The 23,337-nt window shown below is 61.6% G+C and carries 23 protein-coding genes; 11 read left to right on the top strand and 12 right to left on the bottom strand.

Features of this window, described 5'->3' with window-relative positions; all coding sequences use genetic code 11:
• Positions 1–9 precede the first annotated feature (9 nt).
• Complete coding sequence (locus AC07PQ_RS18945) at positions 10–3,033, top strand: multidrug efflux RND transporter permease subunit (protein WP_007932718.1); 3,024 nt, start codon at positions 10–12, stop codon at positions 3,031–3,033.
• 59 nt (positions 3,034–3,092) lie between these two features.
• Here the strand turns inward: AC07PQ_RS18945 and AC07PQ_RS18940 are convergent, their stop codons facing one another.
• From AC07PQ_RS18940 to colR, 5 genes are all read right to left on the bottom strand, one after another.
• On the bottom strand, positions 3,093–3,320 hold the full coding sequence (locus AC07PQ_RS18940) for a hypothetical protein (protein ID WP_037004964.1): 228 nt from the start codon (positions 3,318–3,320) through the stop codon (positions 3,093–3,095).
• Positions 3,321–3,322: 2 nt separating this feature from the next.
• Positions 3,323–4,036 carry a lipopolysaccharide kinase InaA family protein gene (locus AC07PQ_RS18935; RefSeq protein ID WP_493186122.1) on the bottom strand — a complete coding sequence of 238 codons (714 nt, stop codon included), beginning with the start codon at positions 4,034–4,036 and terminating at the stop codon, positions 3,323–3,325.
• A 4-nt stretch (positions 4,037–4,040) separates the two neighbouring features.
• Positions 4,041–4,721 (bottom strand): class I SAM-dependent methyltransferase, encoded by a 681-nt coding sequence (locus tag AC07PQ_RS18930; RefSeq protein ID WP_007932714.1) that lies wholly within the window; start codon positions 4,719–4,721, stop codon positions 4,041–4,043.
• A 189-nt stretch (positions 4,722–4,910) separates the two neighbouring features.
• Entirely contained in the window at positions 4,911–6,191 is a 1,281-nt protein-coding gene (locus AC07PQ_RS18925) for a sensor histidine kinase (protein WP_007932713.1), read from the bottom strand.
• Positions 6,181–6,864: a two-component system response regulator ColR gene (gene colR, locus AC07PQ_RS18920; RefSeq protein WP_007932712.1), complete on the bottom strand. Its 684-nt coding sequence runs from the start codon at positions 6,862–6,864 to the stop codon at positions 6,181–6,183. The genes AC07PQ_RS18925 and colR overlap by 11 nt, the downstream gene beginning before the upstream one ends.
• Before the next feature lie 219 nt (positions 6,865–7,083).
• On the opposite strand from colR, the gene AC07PQ_RS18915 reads away from it, so the two are divergent.
• Positions 7,084–7,827, top strand: coding sequence for a phosphatase PAP2 family protein (locus AC07PQ_RS18915; protein ID WP_007932711.1), 744 nt, complete (start codon positions 7,084–7,086; stop codon positions 7,825–7,827).
• A 152-nt stretch (positions 7,828–7,979) separates the two neighbouring features.
• Here the strand turns inward: AC07PQ_RS18915 and groL are convergent, their stop codons facing one another.
• From groL to AC07PQ_RS18895, 4 genes are all read right to left on the bottom strand, one after another.
• On the bottom strand, positions 7,980–9,623 hold the full coding sequence (gene groL, locus AC07PQ_RS18910) for a chaperonin GroEL (RefSeq protein ID WP_007932705.1): 1,644 nt from the start codon (positions 9,621–9,623) through the stop codon (positions 7,980–7,982).
• Between the two features lie 49 nt (positions 9,624–9,672).
• Positions 9,673–9,966, bottom strand: a complete 294-nt coding sequence (locus tag AC07PQ_RS18905; protein ID WP_007932704.1) for a co-chaperone GroES — start codon at positions 9,964–9,966, stop codon at positions 9,673–9,675.
• Between the two features lie 253 nt (positions 9,967–10,219).
• The gene (locus AC07PQ_RS18900) at positions 10,220–10,696 is read right to left on the bottom strand and encodes an FxsA family protein (protein ID WP_007932702.1); all 477 of its coding nucleotides are present in this window, start codon (positions 10,694–10,696) and stop codon (positions 10,220–10,222) included.
• Between the two features lie 66 nt (positions 10,697–10,762).
• Positions 10,763–11,494, bottom strand: a complete 732-nt coding sequence (locus tag AC07PQ_RS18895) for a HugZ family pyridoxamine 5'-phosphate oxidase (protein WP_053262439.1) — start codon at positions 11,492–11,494, stop codon at positions 10,763–10,765.
• 163 nt (positions 11,495–11,657) lie between these two features.
• Here AC07PQ_RS18895 and AC07PQ_RS18890 point away from each other — a divergent pair, with 163 nt between their 5' ends.
• Positions 11,658–12,416, top strand: a complete 759-nt coding sequence (locus tag AC07PQ_RS18890) for an SDR family oxidoreductase (RefSeq protein ID WP_493186123.1) — start codon at positions 11,658–11,660, stop codon at positions 12,414–12,416.
• Between the two features lie 69 nt (positions 12,417–12,485).
• Here AC07PQ_RS18890 and apbC read toward each other — a convergent pair whose 3' ends face one another.
• The gene (apbC, locus tag AC07PQ_RS18885; protein WP_493186124.1) at positions 12,486–13,580 is read right to left on the bottom strand and encodes an iron-sulfur cluster carrier protein ApbC; all 1,095 of its coding nucleotides are present in this window, start codon (positions 13,578–13,580) and stop codon (positions 12,486–12,488) included.
• 195 nt (positions 13,581–13,775) lie between these two features.
• On the opposite strand from apbC, the gene metG reads away from it, so the two are divergent.
• From metG to AC07PQ_RS18845, 8 genes are all read left to right on the top strand, one after another.
• Positions 13,776–15,827: a methionine--tRNA ligase gene (gene metG, locus AC07PQ_RS18880; protein WP_007932694.1), complete on the top strand. Its 2,052-nt coding sequence runs from the start codon at positions 13,776–13,778 to the stop codon at positions 15,825–15,827.
• A gap of 132 nt (positions 15,828–15,959) precedes the next feature.
• Positions 15,960–16,547, top strand: coding sequence for an Rnf-Nqr domain containing protein (locus AC07PQ_RS18875; RefSeq protein WP_493186125.1), 588 nt, complete (start codon positions 15,960–15,962; stop codon positions 16,545–16,547).
• Positions 16,544–17,764 carry an electron transport complex subunit RsxB gene (gene rsxB / locus AC07PQ_RS18870; RefSeq protein ID WP_493186126.1) on the top strand — a complete coding sequence of 407 codons (1,221 nt, stop codon included), beginning with the start codon at positions 16,544–16,546 and terminating at the stop codon, positions 17,762–17,764. Before AC07PQ_RS18875 ends, rsxB begins: the two co-directional genes overlap by 4 nt.
• Positions 17,751–18,746 carry an RnfABCDGE type electron transport complex subunit D gene (locus tag AC07PQ_RS18865; RefSeq protein ID WP_493186127.1) on the top strand — a complete coding sequence of 332 codons (996 nt, stop codon included), beginning with the start codon at positions 17,751–17,753 and terminating at the stop codon, positions 18,744–18,746. Before rsxB ends, AC07PQ_RS18865 begins: the two co-directional genes overlap by 14 nt.
• On the top strand, positions 18,743–19,354 hold the full coding sequence (locus AC07PQ_RS18860) for an RnfABCDGE type electron transport complex subunit G (RefSeq protein WP_101338941.1): 612 nt from the start codon (positions 18,743–18,745) through the stop codon (positions 19,352–19,354). The genes AC07PQ_RS18865 and AC07PQ_RS18860 overlap by 4 nt, the downstream gene beginning before the upstream one ends.
• Positions 19,347–19,946, top strand: a complete 600-nt coding sequence (locus tag AC07PQ_RS18855) for an Rnf-Nqr domain containing protein (protein ID WP_007922446.1) — start codon at positions 19,347–19,349, stop codon at positions 19,944–19,946. Before AC07PQ_RS18860 ends, AC07PQ_RS18855 begins: the two co-directional genes overlap by 8 nt.
• Before the next feature lie 7 nt (positions 19,947–19,953).
• On the top strand, positions 19,954–20,592 hold the full coding sequence (gene nth / locus AC07PQ_RS18850; RefSeq protein WP_007922445.1) for an endonuclease III: 639 nt from the start codon (positions 19,954–19,956) through the stop codon (positions 20,590–20,592).
• 107 nt (positions 20,593–20,699) lie between these two features.
• Positions 20,700–20,879, top strand: a complete 180-nt coding sequence (locus tag AC07PQ_RS18845) for a PA3496 family putative envelope integrity protein (RefSeq protein WP_007922443.1) — start codon at positions 20,700–20,702, stop codon at positions 20,877–20,879.
• A gap of 191 nt (positions 20,880–21,070) precedes the next feature.
• Here the strand turns inward: AC07PQ_RS18845 and AC07PQ_RS18840 are convergent, their stop codons facing one another.
• Together AC07PQ_RS18840 and AC07PQ_RS18835 are read right to left on the bottom strand one after the other, a co-directional pair.
• A complete protein-coding gene (locus AC07PQ_RS18840; RefSeq protein WP_007922442.1) occupies positions 21,071–21,697 on the bottom strand; it encodes a response regulator transcription factor in 627 nt (208 codons plus the stop codon).
• A 349-nt stretch (positions 21,698–22,046) separates the two neighbouring features.
• Positions 22,047–23,264, bottom strand: a complete 1,218-nt coding sequence (locus tag AC07PQ_RS18835; protein WP_009045364.1) for an argininosuccinate synthase — start codon at positions 23,262–23,264, stop codon at positions 22,047–22,049.
• Positions 23,265–23,337: the final 73 nt, after the last annotated feature.

The raw sequence follows: 23,337 nt of genomic DNA, 5'->3' as shown, positions 1-23,337 counted from the left end.
GGAATCCTCATGGCTTTTACAGATCCGTTCATCCGTCGTCCGGTCCTGGCCACCGTGGTCAGCCTGCTGATCGTGCTGCTGGGCTTCCAGGCCTGGAGCAAACTGCCGCTGCGCCAGTATCCGCAAATGGAAAACGCCCTGATCACGGTGACCACCGCCTACCCCGGGGCCAACGCCGAGACCATCCAGGGCTATATCACCCAACCGATGCAGCAGAGCCTGGCCAGTGCCGAGGGCATCGACTACATGACCTCGGTCAGTCGCCAGAACTTCTCGGTAATCTCGGTCTACGCCCGCATCGGCGCCAACAGCGACCGCCTATTCACCGAACTGCTGGCCAAGGCCAACGAGGTGAAGAACAAGCTGCCCCAGGACGCCGAGGACCCGGTGCTGAGCAAGGAAGCCGCCGACGCCTCGGCGCTGATGTACATCAGCTTCTTCAGCCAGGAGTTGAACAACCCGCAGATCACCGACTACCTGTCGCGGGTGATCCAGCCGAAGCTGGCGACCCTGCCGGGCATGGCCGAGGCCGAGATTCTCGGCAACCAGGTGTTCGCCATGCGCCTGTGGCTGGACCCGGTCAAGCTCGCCGGCTACGGCCTGAGCGCCAGCGACGTGACCAGCGCGGTGCGCCGCTACAACTTCCTGTCCGCGGCCGGTGAGATCAAGGGCGAGTACGTGGTCACCAGCATCAACGCCAGCACCGAACTGAAATCCGCCGAAGCCTTCGCCGCCATTCCCCTGCGGACCGAGGGCGACAGCCGGGTGCTGCTCAGCGACGTGGCACGGGTCGAGATGGGCGCGGAGAACTACAACGCCATCAGCTCCTTTGGCGGCATTCCTTCGGTCTATATCGGCATCAAGGCAACTCCCAACGCCAACCCGCTGGACGTGATCAAGGAAGTGCGCAAGATCATGCCGGAGCTGGAGGCCCAGTTGCCGCCCAACCTCAAGTCGGAGATCGCCTACGACGCCACGCTGTTCATCCAGGCCTCGATCAACGAGGTGGTGAAGACCCTGTTCGAAGCCGTGCTGATCGTGATCGTGGTGGTATTCCTGTTCCTCGGCGCGCTGCGTTCGGTGGTGATCCCGGTGGTGACCATTCCGCTGTCGATGATCGGTGTGATGTTCTTCATGCAGTTGATGGGCTACTCGATCAACCTGCTGACCCTGCTGGCGATGGTGCTGGCCATCGGCCTGGTGGTGGACGACGCGATCGTGGTGGTGGAAAACATCCACCGCCATATCGAGGAAGGCAAGACGCCACTGGACGCGGCCCTCGAAGGCGCCCGGGAAATCGCCATGCCGGTGGTGTCGATGACCATCACCCTGGCGGCGGTCTACGCCCCCATCGGCTTCCTGCAGGGGCTCACCGGGGCGCTGTTCAAAGAGTTCGCCCTGACCCTGGCCGGCGCGGTGGTGATTTCCGGCATCGTCGCCCTGACCCTGTCGCCGATGATGTGCGCCCTGCTGCTGCGCCACGATGAAAACCCCAGCGGCCTGGCCCACCGCCTCGACCTGATTTTCGAAAGCCTCAAGCGGCGCTACCAGAGCCTGCTGCATGGCACCCTCAACACTCGGCCGGTGGTCCTGGTGTTCGCCCTGATCGTGTTGTGCCTGATCCCGGCCCTGCTCACCTTCACCAAGTCGGAACTGGCCCCGGACGAGGACCAGGGCATCATTTTCATGATGGCCACCGCACCCCAGCCGGCCAACCTGGATTACCTCAACGCCTACACCGACGAGTTCCTGGAGATCTTCAAGACGTTCCCCGAGTACTACTCCTCGTTCCAGATCAACGGCTTCAACGGCGTGCAATCGGGTATCGGCGGCTTCCTGCTCAAGCCCTGGAACGAGCGCAAGCGCACGCAGATGCAGATCCTGCCCGAAGTCCAGGCCCGGCTCGCGGGCATCGCCGGGCTGCAGGTCTTTGGTTTCAACCTGCCGTCCCTGCCGGGCACCGGCGAAGGGCTACCGTTCGCCTTCATCATCAATAGCCCCAACGATTACGAGTCGCTGCTGGAACTGTCCGACCGGGTGAAGAAGCGCGCCATGGAGTCGGGCAAGTTCGCCTTTGTCGATATCGACCTGGCCTTCGACAAGCCGGAAGTGGTGGTCGACATCGACCGCGCCAAGGCCGCGCAAATGGGGGTGTCGATGCTGGACCTGGGCGGAACCCTGGCCACCTTGCTCGGCGAGGCGGAAATCAACCGCTTCACTATCGAGGGACGCAGCTACAAGGTCATCGCCCAGGTCGAACGGCCTTATCGCGACAACCCTGAATGGCTGAACAACTACTACGTGAAAAACGCCAAGGGCGAGGCGCTGCCGCTGTCGACCCTGATCAGCGTCCACGATCGGGCCCGGCCTCGGCAGCTCAACCAGTTCCAGCAACTCAACGCCGCGACCATTTCCGGATTCCCGGTCGTGAGCATGGGTGAAGCGATCGATACCGTGCGCCAGATCGCCGAGGAAGAGACCCCACCAGGCTACGCCTTCGACTATGCCGGGGCGTCACGACAGTTCGTCCAGGAAGGCAGCGCACTGTGGGTGACCTTTGGCCTGGCGCTGGCGATCATTTTCCTGGTGCTGGCGGCGCAGTTCGAGAGTTTCCGCGATCCGGTGGTGATCCTGGTGACGGTGCCGCTGTCGATCTGCGGGGCCTTGATCCCACTGTTTCTCGGTTGGTCGAGCATGAACATCTATACCCAGGTCGGGCTGGTGACCCTGATCGGCCTGATCAGCAAGCACGGGATCCTGATCGTCGAGTTCGCCAACCAGCTGCGCAAGGACCAGGGACTGACGCCGCGCGAGGCCGTGGAAGCCGCCGCGGCCATTCGCCTGCGGCCGGTACTGATGACCACCGCGGCGATGGTCTTCGGCATGGTGCCGCTGATCCTGGCCACGGGCGCCGGCGCGGTCAGCCGGTTCGACATCGGCACGGTGATCGCCACGGGGATGTCGATCGGCACCCTGTTCACCCTGTTCGTGCTGCCCTGCATCTACACCCTGCTGGCCAGGCCGGACAAGTGAAGGACGCGCAATAAAAAAGGCCTCGCGATGCGAGGCCTTTTTATCGGGCTTGATGGTCTTCAACTCTGTGGCCTCATTCCCTGAGTCAGGCCGAACATGAACAACAACAGGTCACGATCGGGCTGGGCTCCCTGGGTCGTCTTGACGACCCGTGGCAACGGGCAATGCGCATCACCCTGCGCCGTACTGAGGACTTCCATGCGTGGCTGCTCCCATGCAGCCACCGCCAAGGATGCAACTGCCAAGGCTCCTACTAAAAACAAACCTCGTGCAATTTCGAGCTTCATCACTATAAGCCTTTGATAGCGCTGCCAAACGCCGTTCTATAAAAATAGTAGAGTTTGTCCCAGTCCGTGGTGCTCCACGACGAGTGGCGCCGCAATTGTTTGATGTCATGGGCCGCAGCCTGTTTAGCGGTCAGGCGTTGGCGGCATTTCTCGAAATCCAGCAGCGCGATATCCACTTTCGCCGCTTCGCCCTCACCCATGACCCGCACGAACACATGCTTGCTATACAGGCAGCCATGCTGCCAGCGGCCCCGGTGCATGCGCGCCAGCGTGGCCGCCAGTTCCTTGAGCACACGCTCGTGCAGGGCCTCGCCGTGGCGCTCGCGCTCGCCAGCGGCATACCAGTGGTCGATTTCCACGAAGCCGTCCAGCGCCTCAGTCACCAGCAACGCACGCCACTGGCCCTGGGAGTCACGCTGCGCACCGCAGAACACCAGGTGCGGCACCGCCACGTTGAGCTGGCTCAGGCCCTTGAGCGCATCCTGCTCGCGCAGCACCGTGGGGCGGCCGAAGGGGTGCAACCAGCTGCGATAGATATGGCCGATCTGGCGCTTGGCATACAGCACACGCCCATCAGCGCCCGGAAGACGTTGAACGCCACTTTCCCCGCCGCGACGCTGATTGGGCTCTTCGACCCACTCCCCCTGTTGACTCCAGAAGTAGTCGAAACGATCTGCAGCAGCGACTTCCATTCCCGGTGCACATTCAACGGCCATCCTGTTACCTCTTGCGTAATACGTAGACTCGCCACATGGCGTAGAGCGGAAAAAAGTCCAGATGATCCTGAACGCGAAACCCGGCCTGCTTGAATTCTTCTTCAACCGTGGCAGCCGGTAACACAAAACGGTTCTGGTAACCTTCCTGCCCGGATTCCTCCTTGCGCCGGACTTCCATGCGCTTGCGTTTCCAGGCCTTGAAATTGCCATCGACCCACAGTGAAACGATCACGCTGTCCCGGGTAACCCGCTGGAACTCCCGGAGCAGAGCCAGGCGATGGGACGACTCGCCAATGTGGTGCAGCAGCCGCATGCAGAAAATGCTGTCGACGGCGTTATCCGGCAAGTCGATGTCGAAGGCAGACGTCTGCAAGGGCTGTACCCGTTTCACCACGTCGGCCGGTTGCGCCACCGTGGCGATCTTCAACATCGCCGCGGAATTGTCCGCACCGATGATCACGCGGTTGGGTTTCTCCGCCAGCAACGGCCAGAAACGCCCGGCACCACAGGGCAGGTCAAGCACCAGCCCCGGCTCTCCGGCCATGGCCAGCGCCGCACGCGCCAACTGCTCGTCACGCTTGTGGGACAGACGGCGAGCGACGCCATCCTGATGCTTGAGCAGATACTCCTGAGCGTGCTGTTCGTCGTACTTCTCGGAAAACTCCAGCTTGATCGGGGGCGCCATCACACAGTCTCCTGAATCTGATGGCCCCACCTTAGGCAGCGGCTTGTCAGCGTCAGGTCATGTCTTTGTGAAAACTTCGTCCGGTCCAGAGTGGAAATATTTCAGAGTTTTACAGGCTCCCATAAGTGGCCTGGGGCCATCAATCGGGGAAATTCCCGTGACGACCCACGCAGCAGTCATGGAGACCCATCATGCCGTGCGGCGGTTCAACTCGACATGAAACCGGCAGCCGTTGGGCTCCATGGTGCTGAGGCTGACGCTCCAGCCCTGGTCCTCGCAGATCCGCTGCACCAGCGACAGGCCCAGGCCCAGGCCCTCGCCGCGCTTCTCGTTGCCGCGCACGAAAGGCTCGAACATCGCCTCGCGTTTCTCCTCGGGAATGCCCACACCGCTGTCCTCGACCACAAAGCCGCTCGGCTCAAGGCTCAAGCGAATGAAGCCGTGCTCGGTGTAATGCAAGGCATTGCGCAGCAGGTTGCCCATCACAGCGTGCAAAAAGGTGGCGTTATAGCGGGTATCCAGCGGCTGGCCGGCGTCGAAGATCAGCTCCAGGCCCTTTTGCCGGATCGGTCCGCCCCACAGGCCCATCAGGTCCTCGGCCACCTGGCTCAAGGTTGCCTGGGGCGACATGCCGCCGTCTTCGCGCTGGGCGCGGGCCAGCATCAGGAAGGTCTGGACCAGCTCGCGCATTTCGCCGCATGCCCGGGCGATACGCTCGACCTGCGCCCGACCGCGCTGATCGATCGCCGGGTTTTCCAGCAACAGCTCGCAGGAACTGGCCAGCACCATCAGCGGCGTACGCAGTTCGTGGCTGACATCGCTGGTGAACAGGCGCTCGCGGTTCAGGGCCTGGCGCAGGCGCCCCAGGGTGGCGTCGAAGGCCACCGCCAGCTCCCCCACTTCGTCGGCCGCGTAGTCCGGTGCCAATGGCGGCGCCAGCCCCAGCAACTGGTCGCGATGGCGCACCTGCCGCGCCAGCCTTACCACCGGCGCCATGACCCGACGCGCCAGCACCCAGCCGAGGAATACCGCCAAGGCCAGGCTCAGCACAAAGCCCACCAGCACCACCGCGAAGAGCACCCGTTCGCGCTCTTCGAAATCGCTCTGGTCCTGCAGCAGCACATAGCGTCGACCGTCGACCACTTCGACCATGGCGTGATACGACAGCTGTTCGCGGAAGACCTCATGAAAGCCCGGATTCAGATGCCGCAGATCCTTGGGCAGGTCGAAGTCGCCGCGCCCGCCGCTGAAGTAAAACAGCTGGTCCGGCTCGGGACGGTGGCTCCAGTCGGAAACGTTGTCCATCAACAGCAGACGCTGAAGGTCGCCCCCCAGGCCAGCGGAAATCAGCTTTTCTTCCACCAGGTGCACCGTCGCCACGATACCCAGGGCGAAGGCTCCAGCGACCAGCGCGCTCATCAGCGCAAAGGCGATGATGATCCGCTGGGAAAGGCTTTGCTTAAACTCCATCACGACCCTCGGCCAGGCGGTAACCGACACCGTGCACGGTATGCAGCAACGGTTTGCCGAACGGCTTGTCGATCACCTGGCGCAATTGGTGGACATGGCTGCGCAGGCTGTCGCTGTCCGGGCAGTCGTCGCCCCACAGCGCCTCTTCGAGAATTTCCCGGCGCAGCACATGGGGGCTCTTCTGCATCAGCACCGCCAGCAACTTGAGCCCCACGGGGTTGAGCTTGAGCAGGCGCCCTGCACGGGTGACCTCCAGGGTGTCGAGGTCATAACTCAGGTCGCCGACCTGCAGGGCCCGGCGCCCGCCGCCCTGGGTACGGCGCATGACCGCCTCGACGCGCGCGGCCAGCTCGGACAAGGCAAAGGGCTTGACCAGGTAATCGTCGGCCCCGGACTTGAAGCCTTGCAGGCGATCGTCCAGTTGATCGCGGGCGGTGAGCATGATCACCGGCGTATCGCGGCGGGCATCTTCGCGCAGGCGCTTGCACAGGGTGTAACCGTCAATACCCGGCAGCATGATGTCGAGCACGATCAGGTCGTAATGTTCGGTGGCGGCCAGGTGCAGGCCCGACAGACCGTCCTGGGCGCAGTCCACGGTGTAGCCTTTAAGCCCCAGGTAGTCGGCCAGGTTGGCCAGAATATCGCGGTTGTCTTCAACCAGTAGAATTCGCATGGGCACTCTCTCCGCACACAGTTACGGCCGTCTTGGCTCGCGCAGCTTAAGGCCAAGCGTGGCTGACGGCTAGGGTTGTTCAAGCCCCCGCGGCGAATGCCGCCGCAGGGTTCCAGGGCCTTGACGAGTTTTTCACCCAGGGTTCACACGCTGACGACAAGGGCCGCTCCAGACTCCGCGGGAACCCGCGACCGCAACGCTTCCCTCGAAGGACTTTCCATGGCTTTGACCCTCGCCCGCCCCGCCTCCAGAGCGCTGAACTGGTGGATCTGCCTGGGCATACCCGCCCTGGCTGCCGTCATCCTGCTGCTGCTTGAACTGACCACCCTGGACATGGACCTGGCCCGGTACTTTTATGACCCCGCTGCTGGCGGTTTCATCGGCGGCCACAGTTATTTCCTGGAAAATATCCTGCATGACCGGGCCAAGCAGCTGGTCATCGTCTTTTCAGTGCTGGCCATTGTCGGCTTCATCGGCGCCTTCTTCGTCCAGCGTCTCAAGCCGTTCAAGCGCGAGCTGGGTTGCCTGGTGCTGTCCCTGGGCCTGGCCACCGCCTTTGTCACCCCGGTCAAGGCGGTCACCGCCGTGCAGTGCCCGTGGAGCCTGAAAGAGTTCGGCGGCAAGGAAACCTACAGCGAACTGCTCAGCCCCCGGCCAGCGACCGACAAGCCTGGTCGCTGCTGGCCAGGCGGCCATGCCGCCACCGGTTTCACCCTGTTCGCGCTGTTTTTTGTCCTGCGTGATCGCCGCCCGCGCCTGGCGCGCAAGGCGCTGGTGTTCGCCTTTGCCCTCGGCACGGTGTTCTCGGTCGGGCGCATGCTGCAGGGCGCGCACTTCTTCTCCCACAACGTCTGGACCGCGATCTTCTGCTGGCTGATCTGCCTGGGGGCGTACTACTTCATTCTCTATCGACCGGCAGCCAAGGCCGATCCGGCGATGGAGGTGGAGCCGGTGAAGGCCTGAGGTCTTTTCACGAGCGAGCCCTCCCTACAAAACCACGCACACCTGTAGGAGCACGCTTGCTCGCGGCGATGGCCCAGGCAAAAACGCCCACCCATAAAAAAGCCCCGCCGGCTTTCGCCGGCGGGGCTTTTTCGTACAGGGGTAAGGCTGGCTTACATCATGCCGCCCATGCCACCCATGCCGCCCATGTCTGGCATGCCGCCAGCTGCAGGCTTGTCTTCAACGATTTCAGCAACAGCCGCTTCGGTGGTCAGGATCAGACCGCCGATGGAGGATGCCGCTTGCAGCGCCGAACGGGTCACCTTGGTTGGGTCCAGGATGCCCATTTCGATCATGTCGCCGTATTCGCTGGTAGCAGCGTTGTAACCGTAGTTACCTTCACCCTGCTTGACCTTGTCGACCACTACGCTTGGCTCGTCGCCGGAGTTGGCAACGATCTGGCGCAGAGGTGCTTCGACAGCGCGACGCAGAACAGCGATACCCACGTCCTGGTCGGCGTTGTCGCCTTTCAGGCCGCTGATCGATTGCAGAGCACGGATCAGGGCTACGCCACCGCCAGGTACCACGCCTTCTTCAACGGCTGCACGGGTAGCGTGCAGGGCGTCTTCAACGCGGGCTTTCTTCTCTTTCATTTCAACTTCGGAACCGGCGCCAACCTTGATCACCGCAACGCCGCCGGACAGCTTGGCCAGACGCTCTTGCAGTTTTTCACGGTCGTAGTCGGACGAAGTGTCGGCCACTTGTTGACGGATCTGGGTCACACGAGCCTGGATGTCCGCTTCAACGCCAGCACCGTCGATGATGGTGGTGTTTTCTTTGGACAGGATCACGCGCTTGGCGTTACCCAGGTGCTCCAGGGTGGTGCTTTCCAGGCTCAGGCCGATCTCTTCGGAGATGACGGTACCGCCGGTCAGGACGGCGATGTCCTGCAGCATGGCCTTGCGACGGTCGCCGAAGCCTGGTGCCTTGACGGCAGCGACTTTGACGATGCCACGCATGTTGTTCACAACCAGAGTCGCCAGGGCTTCGCCTTCAACGTCTTCAGCCACGATCAGCAGTGGGCGGCCGGCTTTGGCAACGGCTTCCAGCACTGGCAGCATTTCGCGGATGTTGGAGATCTTCTTGTCCACCAGCAGGATCAGCGGGCCGTCCAGCTCGGCGACCATGGTGTCCGGCTTGTTGATGAAGTAAGGGGACAGGTAGCCACGGTCGAACTGCATGCCTTCAACGACAGACAGTTCGTTTTCCAGGCCCGAACCTTCTTCAACGGTGATCACGCCTTCTTTACCGACTTTTTCCATGGCTTCGGCAATGATGTCGCCGATGGAGTTGTCGGAGTTGGCGGAGATGGTGCCGACCTGAGCGATGGCCTTGGAATCGGCGCATGGCTTGGACAGACCTTTCAGCTCTTTGACGATGGCGATGGTCGCCTTGTCGATGCCGCGTTTCAGGTCCATCGGGTTCATGCCGGCAGCGACGGCTTTCAGGCCTTCGTTGACGATCGACTGAGCCAGTACGGTGGCGGTGGTGGTACCGTCGCCGGCGTCATCGTTGGCACGGGAAGCAACGTCTTTTACCAGCTGCGCGCCCATGTTTTCGAAGCGATCTTTCAGCTCGATTTCTTTGGCGACGGAAACGCCGTCCTTGGTGATGGTCGGAGCGCCGAAGCTCTTCTCGATGATCACGTTACGGCCTTTCGGGCCCAGGGTCGCTTTTACCGCGTCAGCCAGTACGTTAACGCCGGTGAGCATTTTCTTGCGGGCGGAGTCGCCGAATTTAACTTCTTTAGCAGCCATGATCGATATTCCTTAAATACTTTGTAGTAACGGGAAAATGAGCGGGTAATCAGCCTTCGATAACGGCGAGAATTTCGTTCTCAGCCATTACCAGCAGGTCTTCGCCGTCTACCTTCACAGTGTTGCTGCCGGAGTAAGGGCCAAACACAACCTTGTCACCCACTTTCACGGCCAGCGCACGTACTTCACCGTTTTCCAGAGCGCGGCCTGGACCTACAGCAAGAACTTCACCGGTGTTGGCTTTTTCAGCAGCCGAACCTGGCAGAACGATACCGCCAGCGGTTTTCTTCTCTTCTTCGCTGCGACGGATAACGACGCGGTCATGCAGAGGACGAAGCTTCATTGTCGATCTCTCCTAATTATGGTTTTCAGCGGCCGGTGTCGTTACCGGCGGGTTAACAAATCCGGCGTGGCCGGTTGCGGCTCGACGAGCGAGACGCGGAAGTCTGTCTGGTGTCGCCACCAGAAACCTTGCGGTGACCGATACATGTGGGCGCATATGCTTATTACAAGGGCTGCCCAGTGAATTTTTTTAGATTTTCAGTCGGGCAAAACGAACACGGCACCCGAAGGTGCCGTGTCGATCATTGAGAGACTCAGGAATCGCGGTGCTCGAACTCGCCTTCGATCACATTCGGCTCACGCCCCAGAGGGCGCTGCGGCGCAGGTCCGCCACGGGCGGCCTGCATGTCGTCGGCAAAGGCACGCTGACGAATGGCCTGTTCTTCGGCACGCTGGCGCATCTTGTTGGCCAGCAGGCGACGGGTGATCGGCAACAGCATGAACAGGCCGAATACGTCACTGATGAAGCCAGGCAGGATCAACAGGCCGCCCGCCAGGGCCAGCATCAGGCCTTCAAGCATGGTCTGGGCCGGCAGCTCGCCGCGGTTCAGGCTTTCACGGGCACGCAATGCCGTGGCCAGCCCCGCGACACGCAGGACCAGCACACCCAGCATCGAGCCCAGGATGATCAGCAGCAGTGCCGGGAAAAACCCGATCGCACCGCTGACTTTGACGAAGACGAACAGCTCTAGCACCGGGAACAGCAGAAAGAGCAACAGAAAAGGGCGCATCAAATGGTTTCCTCTACGGAAGAATGCCTTCCAGTAGACCCTAGATGACGTCGGCAATTCGTGAATTCAAGCCTCGGCCCCGGCATTTTTCGGCCATTGCTCGGCGTGAGCCAGAAAAACCAAGGCCTCGCGTACTTGTGTCGGCGTATTACAAGGGCTTGGGAACGGCAGCCAGTACACCCCCTGGCCGATCCGCAGGTGCATGCCCTCGGTATCGATGCCGGCCAGTTGCGCCGCAGCAGTTTTCGGCAGGCCGGCCAGGTCCACGTAATGGGCGATCGCCTTGGCGTGATCGCTGTTCATGTGCTCGACCATGCTCAGCTCGGCCTTGCCGGCGAACGGGTTGGCCAGCGTCACCTGGTCGATCCAGTGGATCGCGCCAAAGCCGCCGATGTAGCGATGACGTACCGGCTTGAGCCGCCAGAAATCGAAATCGTGGGCCTTGTGGTAGTTCTGCGACTCCGGGAAATAGCGGTAGTAACGTTCGGCGGCCGCCTCGATCGCCGCGGCGTCTTCGAGCTTTTCGGCTTCGGCCAGATAGGTCAGGCGCCCCACTGCCTGGACGTCCTCAGCTTCGCGCTCGCCCACCAGCAGCGAACACTTGGGATCCTTCTGCAGGTTATGGGTGTGCTGGGCAATGCGGCTGATCAGGATCAGCGGCTGCCCCTGCTCGTCCAGGCAATAAGGAACCACCGAACCAAAGGGAAAACCCGGCATGGCCTTGGAGTGCGTCGACAGCACGCCACGGTATTCCTTGAGCAGTAATTCTCGTGCATGCTTCGCAGCTTCAACGCTCAATTTATGACTCCTTATATAGAATCCGTCTAAAACGGACGGGCGTCTGGAGCAAAGTTCCAGCGACGCCATCGGGGCAATTCTCAATCTGCAGCCAGGCCATGCCCGACGCACAAGAGAGGCGCCTTGAAAGACACCACTCCAGTTCTGCTTTCGGAGCATGCGAATGCAACTCAATGACAAAGTAATCATTATCACCGGCGGTTGCCAGGGGCTGGGCCGCTCCATGGCGGAGTATTTCGCCAGCAAAGGCGCCAGGCTGGCACTGGTCGACCTGAACCAGGAAAAGCTCGACCAGGCCGTTGCCGCCTGCCAGGCGGCGGGAGTCGAAGCCCGCGCCTACCTGTGCAACGTTGCCAATGAAGAGCAGGTGGAACACATGGTCGCCCAGGTCGCCGAAGACTTCGGCGCCATTCACGGCCTGATCAACAACGCCGGCATCCTGCGCGACGGCCTGCTGCTCAAGGTCAAGGACGGTGAGATGGCCAAGATGAGCCTGGCCCAGTGGCAGTCGGTGATCGACGTCAACCTGACCGGCGTGTTTCTCTGCACCCGCGAAGTCGCGGCAAAGATGGTCGAGCTGAAAACCAGTGGCGCGATCATCAACATCTCGTCGATTTCCCGCGCCGGCAATATCGGCCAGACCAACTACTCCGCCGCCAAGGCCGGGGTCGCCGCGGCGACCGTGACCTGGGCCAAGGAACTGGCGCGCTACGGCATTCGCGTGGCCGGCATCGCACCAGGCTTCATCGAAACCGAAATGACCCTGGGCATGAAACCCGAAGCCCTGGAGAAAATGACCTCTGGCATTCCGCTCAAGCGCATGGGCAAGCCGGAAGAGATCGCTCATTCGGCGGCCTACATCTTCGAGAACGACTATTACACCGGCCGGATTCTCGAGCTGGACGGCGGCCTGCGGATCTGAGCCCGCTCATAAAACATCCATAAAAAAGCCCGGTGCACTGCATCGGGCTTTTTTGTTGGCCCAACCGGCTCAGTCGTCGCTGACAGTAATGTTCGGCATCGCCGGCGCCGCGGCTTCCTGCAGCACGATGCGCGCGCCGACATGGCGGGCCAGTTCCTGGTAGACCATGGCGATCTGGCTTTCCGGCTCGGCGATCACGGTCGGCTTGCCACCGTCGGCCTGCTCGCGAATCAGCATCGACAGCGGCAGCGAGGCCAGCAGTTCGACACCGTACTGGGTCGCCAGCTTCTCGCCACCGCCCTCGCCAAACAGATGCTCGGCATGGCCGCAGTTGGAGCAGATATGCACGGCCATGTTTTCCACCACACCCAGCACCGGGATGTTGACCTTGCGGAACATCTCCACGCCCTTGCGCGCGTCCAGCAACGCCAGGTCCTGCGGGGTGGTGACGATGACCGCGCCGGCCACCGGGACCTTCTGCGCCAGGGTCAGCTGGATATCGCCGGTGCCCGGCGGCATGTCGATCACCAGGTAGTCCAGGTCGCCCCAGGCGGTCTGGGTCACCAGTTGCAGCAGGGCGCCGGAGACCATCGGCCCGCGCCAGACCATCGGCGTGTTGTCGTCGGTCAGGAAGGCCATGGACATGACCTCGACGCCGTGGGACTTGATCGGCACGAACCACTTCTGGTCCTTGACCTGCGGCCGGGTACCCTCGGCGATGCCGAACATGATGCCCTGGCTCGGGCCATAGATGTCGGCATCGAGAATCCCCACCTTGGCGCCTTCGCGGGCCAACGCCAGGGCCAGGTTGGCCGCGGTGGTGGACTTGCCCACACCGCCCTTGCCGGATGCCACCGCCACCACGTTCTTGACGTTGGCCAGGCCCGGAATCTGCGCCTGAGCCTTGTGCGCGGTAATCGCGCTGGTGACATTGACGCGAGCGATGACCACGCCGTCCATGTTTTCGATGGCCAGCTTCAGCAACTGGGCCCAGCCGGTCTTGAACAGACCGGCGGCATAACCGATCTCCAGTTCGACACGCACCTCGTCGCCCTGGATGTCGATGGAACGGACACAACCGGCGCTGACCGGGTCCTGGTTCAGGTAGGGGTCGGTGTATTGGCGAAGAACGGCTTCCACCGCTGCGCGATTGACGGCGCTCATGGGCAACTCCGATAACAAGACGGGAAAATCAGGCGGCTATCCTACCTGTTCCGTGGCGTGGGCGGGATGCCAAAGCATCATATAGCACGCCCGCCGATGGCTACGACGGCCGTGGAAAACCGGGCTCACGGGGTGAAATATATTTCTCGGCGCTTTATAGTGGCCGACCTCCGTTTCATCAAGTAGCCGAGCCCCATGTCCGAGCCACGCAAGATCCTCGTCACCAGCGCCCTGCCCTATGCCAATGGTTCCATCCATCTTGGCCATATGCTTGAGTACATCCAGACCGATATGTGGGTGCGCTTCCAGAAGCATCGCGGCAACCAATGCATCTATGTCTGCGCGGACGACGCTCACGGCTCGGCCATCATGCTGCGCGCGGAAAAGGAAGGCATCACCCCGGAACAACTGATCGCCAACGTCCAGGCCGAACACAGCGCCGACTTTGCCGACTTCCTGGTGGACTTCGACAATTTCCACTCGACCCACGCCGAAGAAAACCGTGAGCTGTCGAGCCAGATCTACCTGAAGCTGCGCGACGCCGGGCACATCGCCACGCGCTCGATCACCCAGTATTTCGACCCGGAAAAACAAATGTTCCTGGCCGACCGCTTCATCAAGGGCACCTGCCCGAAATGCGGCACCGAGGACCAGTACGGCGACAACTGCGAAAAATGCGGCGCCACCTACGCGCCGACCGACCTGAAGGATCCGAAGTCGGCTATTTCCGGCGCCACCCCGGTGCTCAAGGATTCCCAGCATTTCTTCTTCAAGCTGCCGGACTTCCAGCAGATGCTGCAGCAATGGACCCGCAGCGGCACCCTGCAAGACGCCGTGGCGAACAAGATCGCCGAATGGCTGGATGTCGGCCTGCAGCAGTGGGATATCTCCCGCGACGCGCCGTATTTCGGCTTCGAGATCCCCGACGAGCCGGGCAAGTACTTCTACGTCTGGCTGGACGCGCCGATCGGCTACATGGCCAGCTTCAAGAACCTGTGCAACCGCACGCCGGAGCTGGACTTCGATGCGTTCTGGGGCAAGGACTCGACCGCCGAGCTGTACCACTTCATCGGCAAGGACATCGTCAACTTCCACGCGCTGTTCTGGCCCGCCATGCTCGAAGGCGCCGGCTACCGCAAGCCGACCGGCATCAACGTGCACGGCTACCTGACCGTCAACGGCCAGAAGATGTCCAAGTCCCGCGGCACCTTCATCAAGGCCCGGACCTACCTCGACCACCTGTCGCCGGAATACCTGCGTTACTACTACGCGGCCAAGCTGGGCCGCGGCGTCGACGACCTGGACCTGAACCTCGAAGACTTCGTGCAGAAGGTCAACTCCGACCTGGTGGGCAAGGTGGTGAACATTGCCAGCCGTTGCGCCGGCTTCATCCACAAAGGCAACGCCGGCGTGCTGGTGGACCAGAACGCCGCGCCGGAGCTGACCGAGGCCTTCCTGGCGGCCGCGCCGAGCATCGCCGACGCTTATGAGGCCCGTGACTTCGCCCGCGCCATGCGTGAAATCATGGCCCTGGCCGACCGCGCCAACGCCTGGATCGCCGACAAAGCGCCGTGGTCGTTGAACAAGCAGGAAGGCAAGCAGGATGAGGTCCAGGCCATCTGCGCCACCGGCGTCAACCTGTTCCGCCAGCTGGTGATTTTCCTCAAGCCGGTGCTGCCGCTGCTGGCCGCCGACGCCGAGGCGTTCCTCAATGTCGCCCCGCTGACCTGGAACGACCACCAGCACCTGCTGAGCAACCACCAGCTGAACGCATTCAAGCCGCTGATGACGCGGATCGACCCCGTGAAAGTACAAGCCATGACCGACGCCTCGAAAGAAGACCTGACCGCCAGCCAGACCGACACCGGTGAAGCCAAGCCTGCGGGCAACGGCGAGCTGGCCAAGGATCCGCTGTCGCCGGAAATCGACTTCGACACTTTTGCCGCCGTCGACCTGCGCGTGGCGTTGATCGTCAAGGCCGAGCATGTGGAGGGCGCCGACAAGCTGCTGCGCCTGACCCTGGATATCGGCGACGAGCAACGCAACGTGTTCTCCGGGATCAAGAGCGCTTACCCGGATCCGTCCAAGCTCGACGGTCGCCTGACCATGATGATCGCCAACCTCAAGCCACGAAAAATGAAATTCGGCATCTCCGAAGGCATGGTGATGGCGGCCGGCCCTGGTGGCGAAGAGATCTACCTGCTGAGCCCGGACAGCGGCGCCAAGCCGGGCCAGCGGATCAAGTAACTCCGCTTGCGGGATCGATCCCCCCGTCGCGCCGCTGCGTGGCGGGGGGATTTTCATATCTGGATGGGCCTGCGCCCTTGCCGGATAATTGCCTAGTCTTCAGGTATCCGCCCGCCCTCACCGGCCACGAACATGACCGAGATTGTCCTCACGCTCATCAGCGCTGCCCTGATCAACAACTTCGTGTTGCAGTGGCCGCTGGGCGTCGATCCGCTGTTGCAGGCCAGTGCCGAGCCGCAGGTTGCGCGGCGGCGGATCCATGCCCTGGGGATCGCCACCAGTTGCCTGATGCTGCTCTGCAGCCTGCTGGGCTACGGGCTTTATCAGGCGCTGCTGGTGCCGCTGGGCCTGGCCTCGCTGCAACTGTTCGTGTTCCTGCCGCTGGGCGTGCTGCTGATCGCACCGCTGCTCAAGCTGCTGACCCGGATGTTGCCCGGGCTGCCATTCGACGGCCTCTGGCCGCTGCTGCTGGGCAATGCCGGTGTACTCGGCGCGTTGCTACTGGCGGTCCAGTCCAATCGCGGGCTCGGTCATGGCCTCGCCCTGGGCCTGGGTGCGGGCCTCGGTTTCTGGCTGGTGTTGAGCCTGTTCAGCGACCTGCGCCAGCGCATTCTCAACAACGATGTGCCCCTGCCCTTTCGCGGCCTGCCGATCGACCTGATCAGCGCCGGCCTGATGGCGGTGGCATTTCTCGGTTTCAACGGACTGCTCAACCCATGAGTCTGATTCAACGCATCGACGCCCTGCTGCCGCAGACCCAATGCGGCAAGTGCGGCCACCCCGGATGCAAGCCCTACGCCGAAGGCATCGCCAACGGCGAGGCGATCAACAAGTGCCCGCCCGGCGGCGACGAAACCATTGCCGGCCTGGCCAGACTGCTGAATATCCCGGTCATGGAACTGGACATCAGTCGCGGCCCGGCGCCGGCCCAGGTGGCCTTTATCCGCGAAGCCGAATGCATCGGCTGCACCAAGTGCATCCAGGCCTGCCCGGTGGATGCCATAGTCGGCGCGGCCAAGCAGATGCACACGGTGCTGATCGACGAATGCACCGGCTGCGATCTCTGCGTGGCGCCGTGCCCGGTGGACTGTATCGAGATGCATCCGCTGCCGCTGAATGACGTATTGCCGATCGTCGGCGGCCTGGCCACCGGTCTCGAAGAACTGCGCGCCCGGACCGCCAAACGCGATCACGCGCGCCAGCGCTTCGAGCGCCGCAATGCCCGGCTGCAACGCGAAGAACAGCACAAGCAGGCTGAACGTGCCGCCCGCGCGCAACGTGCGGCGCAGCCCAGTGAAACCAGCCTGGACCCGGTGCAGACGGCCATCGAGCGGGTGCGCGCGCAAAAGGCGGCCGCCGCCGATGCGGCGGTGAAAAAAGCCAAGATCGATCTGGCGATGAGCCGGGCCCAGTTGAACAAATCGCTGAAAGCCTTCGGCCATCCGCCGACCTTCGAGCAACAGTCGCAATTGATCGTCCTGCAGCGCCAGTTTGAGGCCGCCGAACAGGCTCTTGCCCAGCTCGAAAGCGCGGCCGAAACCACCGTCAAAACCGTGACCTCAGCGCCCCCGGCCAAAGACGCCGAGCTCAAGCGCGCGAAAATCCAGCTGGCAATGCGCCGCGCGGAATTGAAAAAGGCCCAGGCCAACCAGGCGCCTGCCGAGCAACTGGCCAGACTGCAGCAGGCACTGAAAGACGCAGAACAGGCCTTGCACGCGACCGAAGAAGCCAGCGGGCAACCGGCGCCCAATCTGGTGCGAGTCGAAAAGCGCCCTATCGACGCCCGCCTGCGGCAACTGAAAACCGAACTGGCTTACGCGCGAGCAGAAGTCAGCAAGCTGGAGCGTCACAGCGATACCCCGCCGCCACTGTTGGCCAAGGCCCGCGAGCGACTGGCCGAAGCCGAGCGCCAGGTACAAGCCCATGACGCCCCTTGAGCAACCGGACGAACGCCTGCGACAAGCCATGCAGCGTGTGCTTCTGGCGACCCTGCCGGGGCTGCTGGCGCTCTTCTGGCTATTTGGCTGGGGGATTCTGATCAACCTGCTGCTGGCCTGTGCCAGCGCTCTTGCCGTCGAAGCCGCGGTGCTGCGATTGCGCCAGTGGCCATTGTGTCCTTTCCTTGGCGATGGCAGTGCCCTGGTCAGCGCCACCTTGCTGGCCCTGGCCTTGCCGCCGTATTGCCCGTGGTGGCTGACAGTCAGCGCGGCCGCTTGTGCCTTGCTGTTCGGCAAGCACCTGTATGGTGGCGTCGGCAAGAATCCGTTCAACCCGGCGATGCTCGGTTATGCCCTGGTGCTGGTCTCTTTCCCCCAGCAGATGACTCATTGGCCGGCCTCCCATGGCCTTGACCTGCTGGGCGGCCTGCAGCAGATCTTCGGCATAGCCCTCGACAGCACGGCGCCCGATGCCTGGGCCCAGGCCACGGCACTCGACAGCCTGCGTATCAACAAGAGCCTGACCATCGATGAACTGTTCGCCGGCAATGCCGCCTTCGGCCATTTCGGCGGCAAGGGCGTGGAATGGGTCAACCTGGCCTTTCTCGCCGGCGGCGCCTTTTTGCTGCAGCAACGGGTGTTCAGCTGGCACGCCCCGGCCGGCATGCTCGGCAGCCTGTTCGTCATCAGCCTGCTGTGCTGGAACGGTTCCGGGTCGGACTCCCACGGCTCGCCGTTTTTCCACCTGCTGAGCGGCGCGACCATGCTTGGCGCCTTTTTTATCGTCACCGAGCCGGTCTCCGGCCCGAGGAACGCAAAGGCACGCCTGCTGTTCGGGGTCGGGGTCGGCCTGCTGACTTACCTGATCCGCACCTGGGGCGGTTACCCGGACGGTGTCGCCTTCGCCGTACTGCTGATGAACCTCGCCGTCCCCGCCCTGGAGCGCCTGGCTACTCCGCCTCCCGAGCCTTCCCTGCCATGAACCGCGCAACGAGTCTGGGAGTGTTGGCACTGCTGGCGGCTGTCGGCGCCACTGGCACTTTCTTCGTCCAGCAGACGACGGCTCCCCGCATCGAGCGCGAACAGCGCGCCATCCAGGCACGCAATCTGCTGGATCTCCTGCCCGTCGACAGCTACGACAATCAGCCGCTGGATCAGCCGCTGGCCATCGATAACATCCAGCTCAGCCACAGCACCCTGCTCGCCGGTTATCGCGCCACGCGCAACGGCCAACCCAGCGCTGTGCTGCTGCGCAGCCAGGTCAGCGGTTATGGCGGCCCGATCGAGCTGCTGATCGGCGTCGCCGCCAACGGCAAACTGCTGGGCAGCAAAGCTCTGCGGCATTCGGAAACGCCCGGGCTGGGCGCGCGCATCGCCGAGCGCCCGAATACCTGGCTGCAGGGTTTCATCGGCAAGTCACTGGGTGATCCGGGCGACGCCGGCTGGGCGCTGAAAAAAGACCATGGCCAATTCGACCAGATGGCCGGGGCCACCATCACCTCACGGGCGGTGGTCGAGGGGATTCACGACAGCCTGCGTTACTTCGACGAGCACCGCGAACAACTGCTGGGAAGTCCCGCCCATGAATAAATCCTCGACCCTGCAGAACGCCCTGATGCTCGCGCCGCTGATCGGCGCCAGCGACTCACTGGTCAAGGCCCTGGGGCTGGCCCTGGTATTTCTCTGTGTGAGCGCGGTATTCGGCCTGTGCATGAATGCCCTGCGCCCACGCCTGGCTGGCCAGGGCCGCCTGGGCGCCAGTATCCTGCTCAGCGCCACGCTCACCAGTTGTGCCATGCTGGCCGCGCAGGCCTGGGCGTTCGAGCTGCAACAACAGTTGGCCCTCTACCTGGGCTTGATTGCCGTGCAATGCGTAGTGCTGGAATACCAGGATTTTTTCCTGCGCCCCGTGCGCTTGCGTTTCGCCGGCCAGTTCTGCCTGCTGCTGATTATCCTGGGTGCATTGCGCGAAGCCTTCGGCAGTGGCTCGATCGGCAATCATCTGCAATGGCTGCTGGGAATGAACGACGTCGACTGGCCAGGCTGGGTTCTGACCGCCCGGGGCGGCTTGCACCTGCTTACACTCGCACCTGGCGGTTTTATCCTGCTGGGGCTGTTGCTGGCCGCCAGGCAAGCCTGGGCCGCTTCTTCGACTTCACATCGACCGCCTTCAAGGAAATGACTCACCCATGAATGCCGCAAAACGCCTGGAAATTTTCCGCAGGCTGCACGAAGACAATCCGGAACCGAAAACCGAGCTGGCCTATTCGTCGCCCTTCGAGCTGCTGATTGCCGTGATTCTCTCGGCCCAGTCCACCGATGTCGGGGTCAACAAGGCGACGGCCAAGCTCTTCCCCGTGGCCAATACGCCGGCCGCCATCTATGCCCTGGGCGTCGAAGGCCTGTCCGAGTACATCAAGACCATCGGCCTGTACAACAGCAAGGCTAAAAACGTGATCGAGACCTGCCGTCTGCTGGTGGAACGGCACAACAGCGAAGTCCCGCAGACCCGGGAAGAGCTCGAAGCCCTGCCAGGCGTCGGCAGGAAGACCGCCAACGTGGTACTCAATACGGCTTTCCGCCAACTGACCATGGCCGTCGATACGCACATCTTCCGGGTCAGCAACCGCACAGGGCTGGCCCCTGGGAAGAATGTCGTGGAGGTCGAAAAGAAACTGATGAAATTCGTGCCCAAGGAGTATCTCCTCGACTCCCATCACTGGCTGATCCTCCATGGCCGCTATGTGTGCCTGGCCCGCAAGCCGCGCTGTGGAAGCTGCCGGATCGAGGACCTGTGCGAATACAAGCACAAGACCTCTGACGATTGAGCAACTATTGATTTTGATGATAGGTCGATTGAAAAAATCTTTTTTACCAGTCCCGAGAATATCGATATAAGGAGCGCCAATGGCAGTCTTAGCCTGGAGTTAACCTTATGAGTACTGGCAAAGAACAACTGGACGTAGAAGACGACTTCACCCCTGTTGAAACAGAAGATGCGGAGCCTGTGGTAGAGGTGGCCAAGACCAACTTGAGCAAACGTCGGACCATCGACAACCTTCTGGAAGAGCGGCGCTTGCAAAAGCAACTGGCCGATTACGACTTTGATCTTTAGTAACAAAAAGCCTCCTTTGACGGAGGCTTTTTTGTTACACCAGCCAACATTCCAAGTCGCTTCTTTTCAAACCAGGCCATGCGCGGCTGAGGGATCCAACATCGCCGACAGACCGGCAAGCCCGCAACGCAATGAACGCTCGCAAAAGCCGCTGTTTTTCCCTCCCGTGCCTTGTTGTAGCGCCTCAACCTTCATACCAGCTGATGGCGCTTGGCAAACTCGATCAGGTCCACCAGCGAGCGGGCGTTGAGTTTCCCCAACAGCCGCCTTTTGTAGGTGCTCACCGTTTTACTGCTCAAGCACAGGCCCTCGGCAATCTCCTTGTTGGTCTGCCCACCGGCGAGTTGCTTCAGGACCATCAACTCTCGACCTGACAGGCTGGACAACATCCCCTCCTCGCTGGCGATGCCCAGGCTCGAGCGCAGGGTATGCAAGGCTTCGTTGGGAAAATAACTGTAGCCGGCCAGGACTGCCCTGACGGCACTGATCAATTCAGTGATGTCCTGCTGCTTGCACACATAACCCGCCGCACCAGCCTGCATGCAGCGCATGGAGAAAGGCCCAGGTACTTGCAGGCTCAATACCAGCACTTTGGTCGACATGGCTTTTGACGAAAGTCTGGCGATAACTTCCAGGCCATCGAGTTTGGGAATACCAATATCAAGAATAAGGATGTCTGGAACATGTTCATAAGACAGTTTCAGGGCATCCATGCCATTGTCCGCCTCGGCAACTACTTCAAAGCCGTGCCGCTCCATCAGCATGCGCACAGCCAGACGAGTGACGGGATGATCATCTACGATCAAAACTTTCTTCATGGGTAAGTCCAGAGTCCGCTATTGTTTTTTCAAGCAAACACCATAACCCAGTCATTTGGCCCGTGGCATGGCCATGCCCTGGGCCAGCATCGCCCCGAGAAGTTCCTTACAAACAATACGGATTTGCCCTACAAGGAAAAATTGAACGTCGCCCCCTATATATAACCACTCCTGACTTTCCTACACTTCGTATTGAAAAGAACAGACTGAAAGATAGTCGAGATCCCGTTGAAACAATGGCCAGTGGAAACTTTTAGTTATGGTCTCCAGACACCCGCTTGATCGATTAAAACATCAGGCATAAAAAAGCCCCGCTCATGGCGGGGCTCTTTTAAAACGACTCAAGGCATCAGAACAGAGTCCGACCCTTGTTGGCCGCAATACGCATGCGCAGGGCATTGAGCTTGATGAAGCCAGCCGCATCCGCCTGGTTGTAGGCGCCGCCGTCTTCTTCGAAGGTCGCAATGTTGGCATCGAACAGCGACTCATCGGACTTGCGACCGGTGACGATCACATTGCCCTTGTACAACTTCAGGCGAACCACGCCGTTCACGTGGGCCTGGGAGGCGTCGATCATCTGTTGCAGCATCAGACGCTCAGGGCTCCACCAGTAACCGGTGTAGATCAGGCTGGCGTACTTGGGCATCAGCTCGTCTTTCAGGTGAGCGACTTCACGATCCAGGGTGATCGATTCGATCGCCCGGTGAGCGCGCAGCATGATGGTGCCGCCAGGGGTTTCGTAGCAGCCGCGGGACTTCATGCCGACATAGCGGTTTTCCACGATGTCCAGACGACCGATGCCGTTTTCACCGCCGATGCGGTTCAGGGTCGCCAGCACGGTGGCCGGGGTCATCTCGACGCCGTCGATCGCCACGATGTCGCCGTTGCGATAGGTCAGCTCGATGTAGGTCGGGGTGTTGGGAGCCTTCTCCGGGGAGACGGTCCAGCGCCACATGTCTTCTTCGTGCTCGGTCCAGGTGTCTTCCAGCACGCCGCCTTCATAGGAGATGTGCAGCAGGTTGGCATCCATCGAGTACGGGGATTTCTTCTTGCCGTGACGCTCGATCGGGATCGCATGCTTCTCGGCATAGTCCATCAGCTTCTCGCGGGACAGCAGGTCCCACTCACGCCAAGGAGCAATCACTTTCACCCCTGGTTTCAAGGCGTAGGCGCCCAGTTCGAAACGAACCTGGTCGTTGCCCTTGCCGGTAGCGCCGTGGGAAATGGCGTCGGCACCGGTTTCGTTGGCGATCTCGATCAGGCGCTTGGCGATCAACGGACGAGCGATGGAGGTACCCAGCAGGTACTCACCTTCGTAAACGGTGTTGGCGCGGAACATCGGGAAAACGAAATCGCGGACGAACTCTTCGCGCAGATCGTCGATGTAGATCTCTTTCACGCCCATGGCTTGCGCCTTGGCACGTGCAGGTTCGACCTCTTCGCCCTGACCCAGGTCAGCGGTGAACGTCACCACTTCACAGTTATAAGTATCCTGCAGCCACTTGAGGATCACCGAAGTGTCCAGGCCGCCGGAATACGCCAGAACGACCTTGTTTACGTCCGCCATGCCATCACTCCACGGGGTTCTACGGAAAGCCGTCAAGTCTACCGATCAACGCGGATAATTTACAGAGGCGCGA

It is taken from the genome of Pseudomonas sp. GW821-FHT09E12, assembly GCF_059416085.1.
The sequence above is the reverse complement of the archived record's forward strand: the minus strand, read 5'-3'. Positions and strand labels throughout refer to the sequence as shown.

What these genes read in the sequence shown, in the direction of transcription:
- AC07PQ_RS18905 (WP_007932704.1), bottom strand. Translation starts at nt 9,966, where the DNA reads ATGAAGCTTCGTCCTCTGCATGACCGCGTCGTTATCCGTCGCAGCGAA.
- AC07PQ_RS18865 (WP_493186127.1), top strand. Translation starts at nt 17,751, where the DNA reads ATGACGCCCCTTGAGCAACCGGACGAACGCCTGCGACAAGCCATGCAG.
- metG (WP_007932694.1), top strand. Translation starts at nt 13,776, where the DNA reads ATGTCCGAGCCACGCAAGATCCTCGTCACCAGCGCCCTGCCCTATGCC.
- groL (WP_007932705.1), bottom strand. Translation starts at nt 9,623, where the DNA reads ATGGCTGCTAAAGAAGTTAAATTCGGCGACTCCGCCCGCAAGAAAATG.
- AC07PQ_RS18875 (WP_493186125.1), top strand. Translation starts at nt 15,960, where the DNA reads ATGACCGAGATTGTCCTCACGCTCATCAGCGCTGCCCTGATCAACAAC.
- AC07PQ_RS18915 (WP_007932711.1), top strand. Translation starts at nt 7,084, where the DNA reads ATGGCTTTGACCCTCGCCCGCCCCGCCTCCAGAGCGCTGAACTGGTGG.
- AC07PQ_RS18925 (WP_007932713.1), bottom strand. Translation starts at nt 6,191, where the DNA reads ATGGAGTTTAAGCAAAGCCTTTCCCAGCGGATCATCATCGCCTTTGCG.
- AC07PQ_RS18845 (WP_007922443.1), top strand. Translation starts at nt 20,700, where the DNA reads ATGAGTACTGGCAAAGAACAACTGGACGTAGAAGACGACTTCACCCCT.
- AC07PQ_RS18835 (WP_009045364.1), bottom strand. Translation starts at nt 23,264, where the DNA reads ATGGCGGACGTAAACAAGGTCGTTCTGGCGTATTCCGGCGGCCTGGAC.
- AC07PQ_RS18940 (WP_037004964.1), bottom strand. Translation starts at nt 3,320, where the DNA reads ATGAAGCTCGAAATTGCACGAGGTTTGTTTTTAGTAGGAGCCTTGGCA.
- AC07PQ_RS18840 (WP_007922442.1), bottom strand. Translation starts at nt 21,697, where the DNA reads ATGAAGAAAGTTTTGATCGTAGATGATCATCCCGTCACTCGTCTGGCT.
- colR (WP_007932712.1), bottom strand. Translation starts at nt 6,864, where the DNA reads ATGCGAATTCTACTGGTTGAAGACAACCGCGATATTCTGGCCAACCTG.
- nth (WP_007922445.1), top strand. Translation starts at nt 19,954, where the DNA reads ATGAATGCCGCAAAACGCCTGGAAATTTTCCGCAGGCTGCACGAAGAC.
- rsxB (WP_493186126.1), top strand. Translation starts at nt 16,544, where the DNA reads ATGAGTCTGATTCAACGCATCGACGCCCTGCTGCCGCAGACCCAATGC.
- AC07PQ_RS18855 (WP_007922446.1), top strand. Translation starts at nt 19,347, where the DNA reads ATGAATAAATCCTCGACCCTGCAGAACGCCCTGATGCTCGCGCCGCTG.
- AC07PQ_RS18860 (WP_101338941.1), top strand. Translation starts at nt 18,743, where the DNA reads ATGAACCGCGCAACGAGTCTGGGAGTGTTGGCACTGCTGGCGGCTGTC.
- AC07PQ_RS18900 (WP_007932702.1), bottom strand. Translation starts at nt 10,696, where the DNA reads ATGCGCCCTTTTCTGTTGCTCTTTCTGCTGTTCCCGGTGCTAGAGCTG.
- apbC (WP_493186124.1), bottom strand. Translation starts at nt 13,580, where the DNA reads ATGAGCGCCGTCAATCGCGCAGCGGTGGAAGCCGTTCTTCGCCAATAC.
- AC07PQ_RS18945 (WP_007932718.1), top strand. Translation starts at nt 10, where the DNA reads ATGGCTTTTACAGATCCGTTCATCCGTCGTCCGGTCCTGGCCACCGTG.
- AC07PQ_RS18930 (WP_007932714.1), bottom strand. Translation starts at nt 4,721, where the DNA reads ATGGCGCCCCCGATCAAGCTGGAGTTTTCCGAGAAGTACGACGAACAG.
- AC07PQ_RS18890 (WP_493186123.1), top strand. Translation starts at nt 11,658, where the DNA reads ATGCAACTCAATGACAAAGTAATCATTATCACCGGCGGTTGCCAGGGG.
- AC07PQ_RS18935 (WP_493186122.1), bottom strand. Translation starts at nt 4,036, where the DNA reads ATGGCCGTTGAATGTGCACCGGGAATGGAAGTCGCTGCTGCAGATCGT.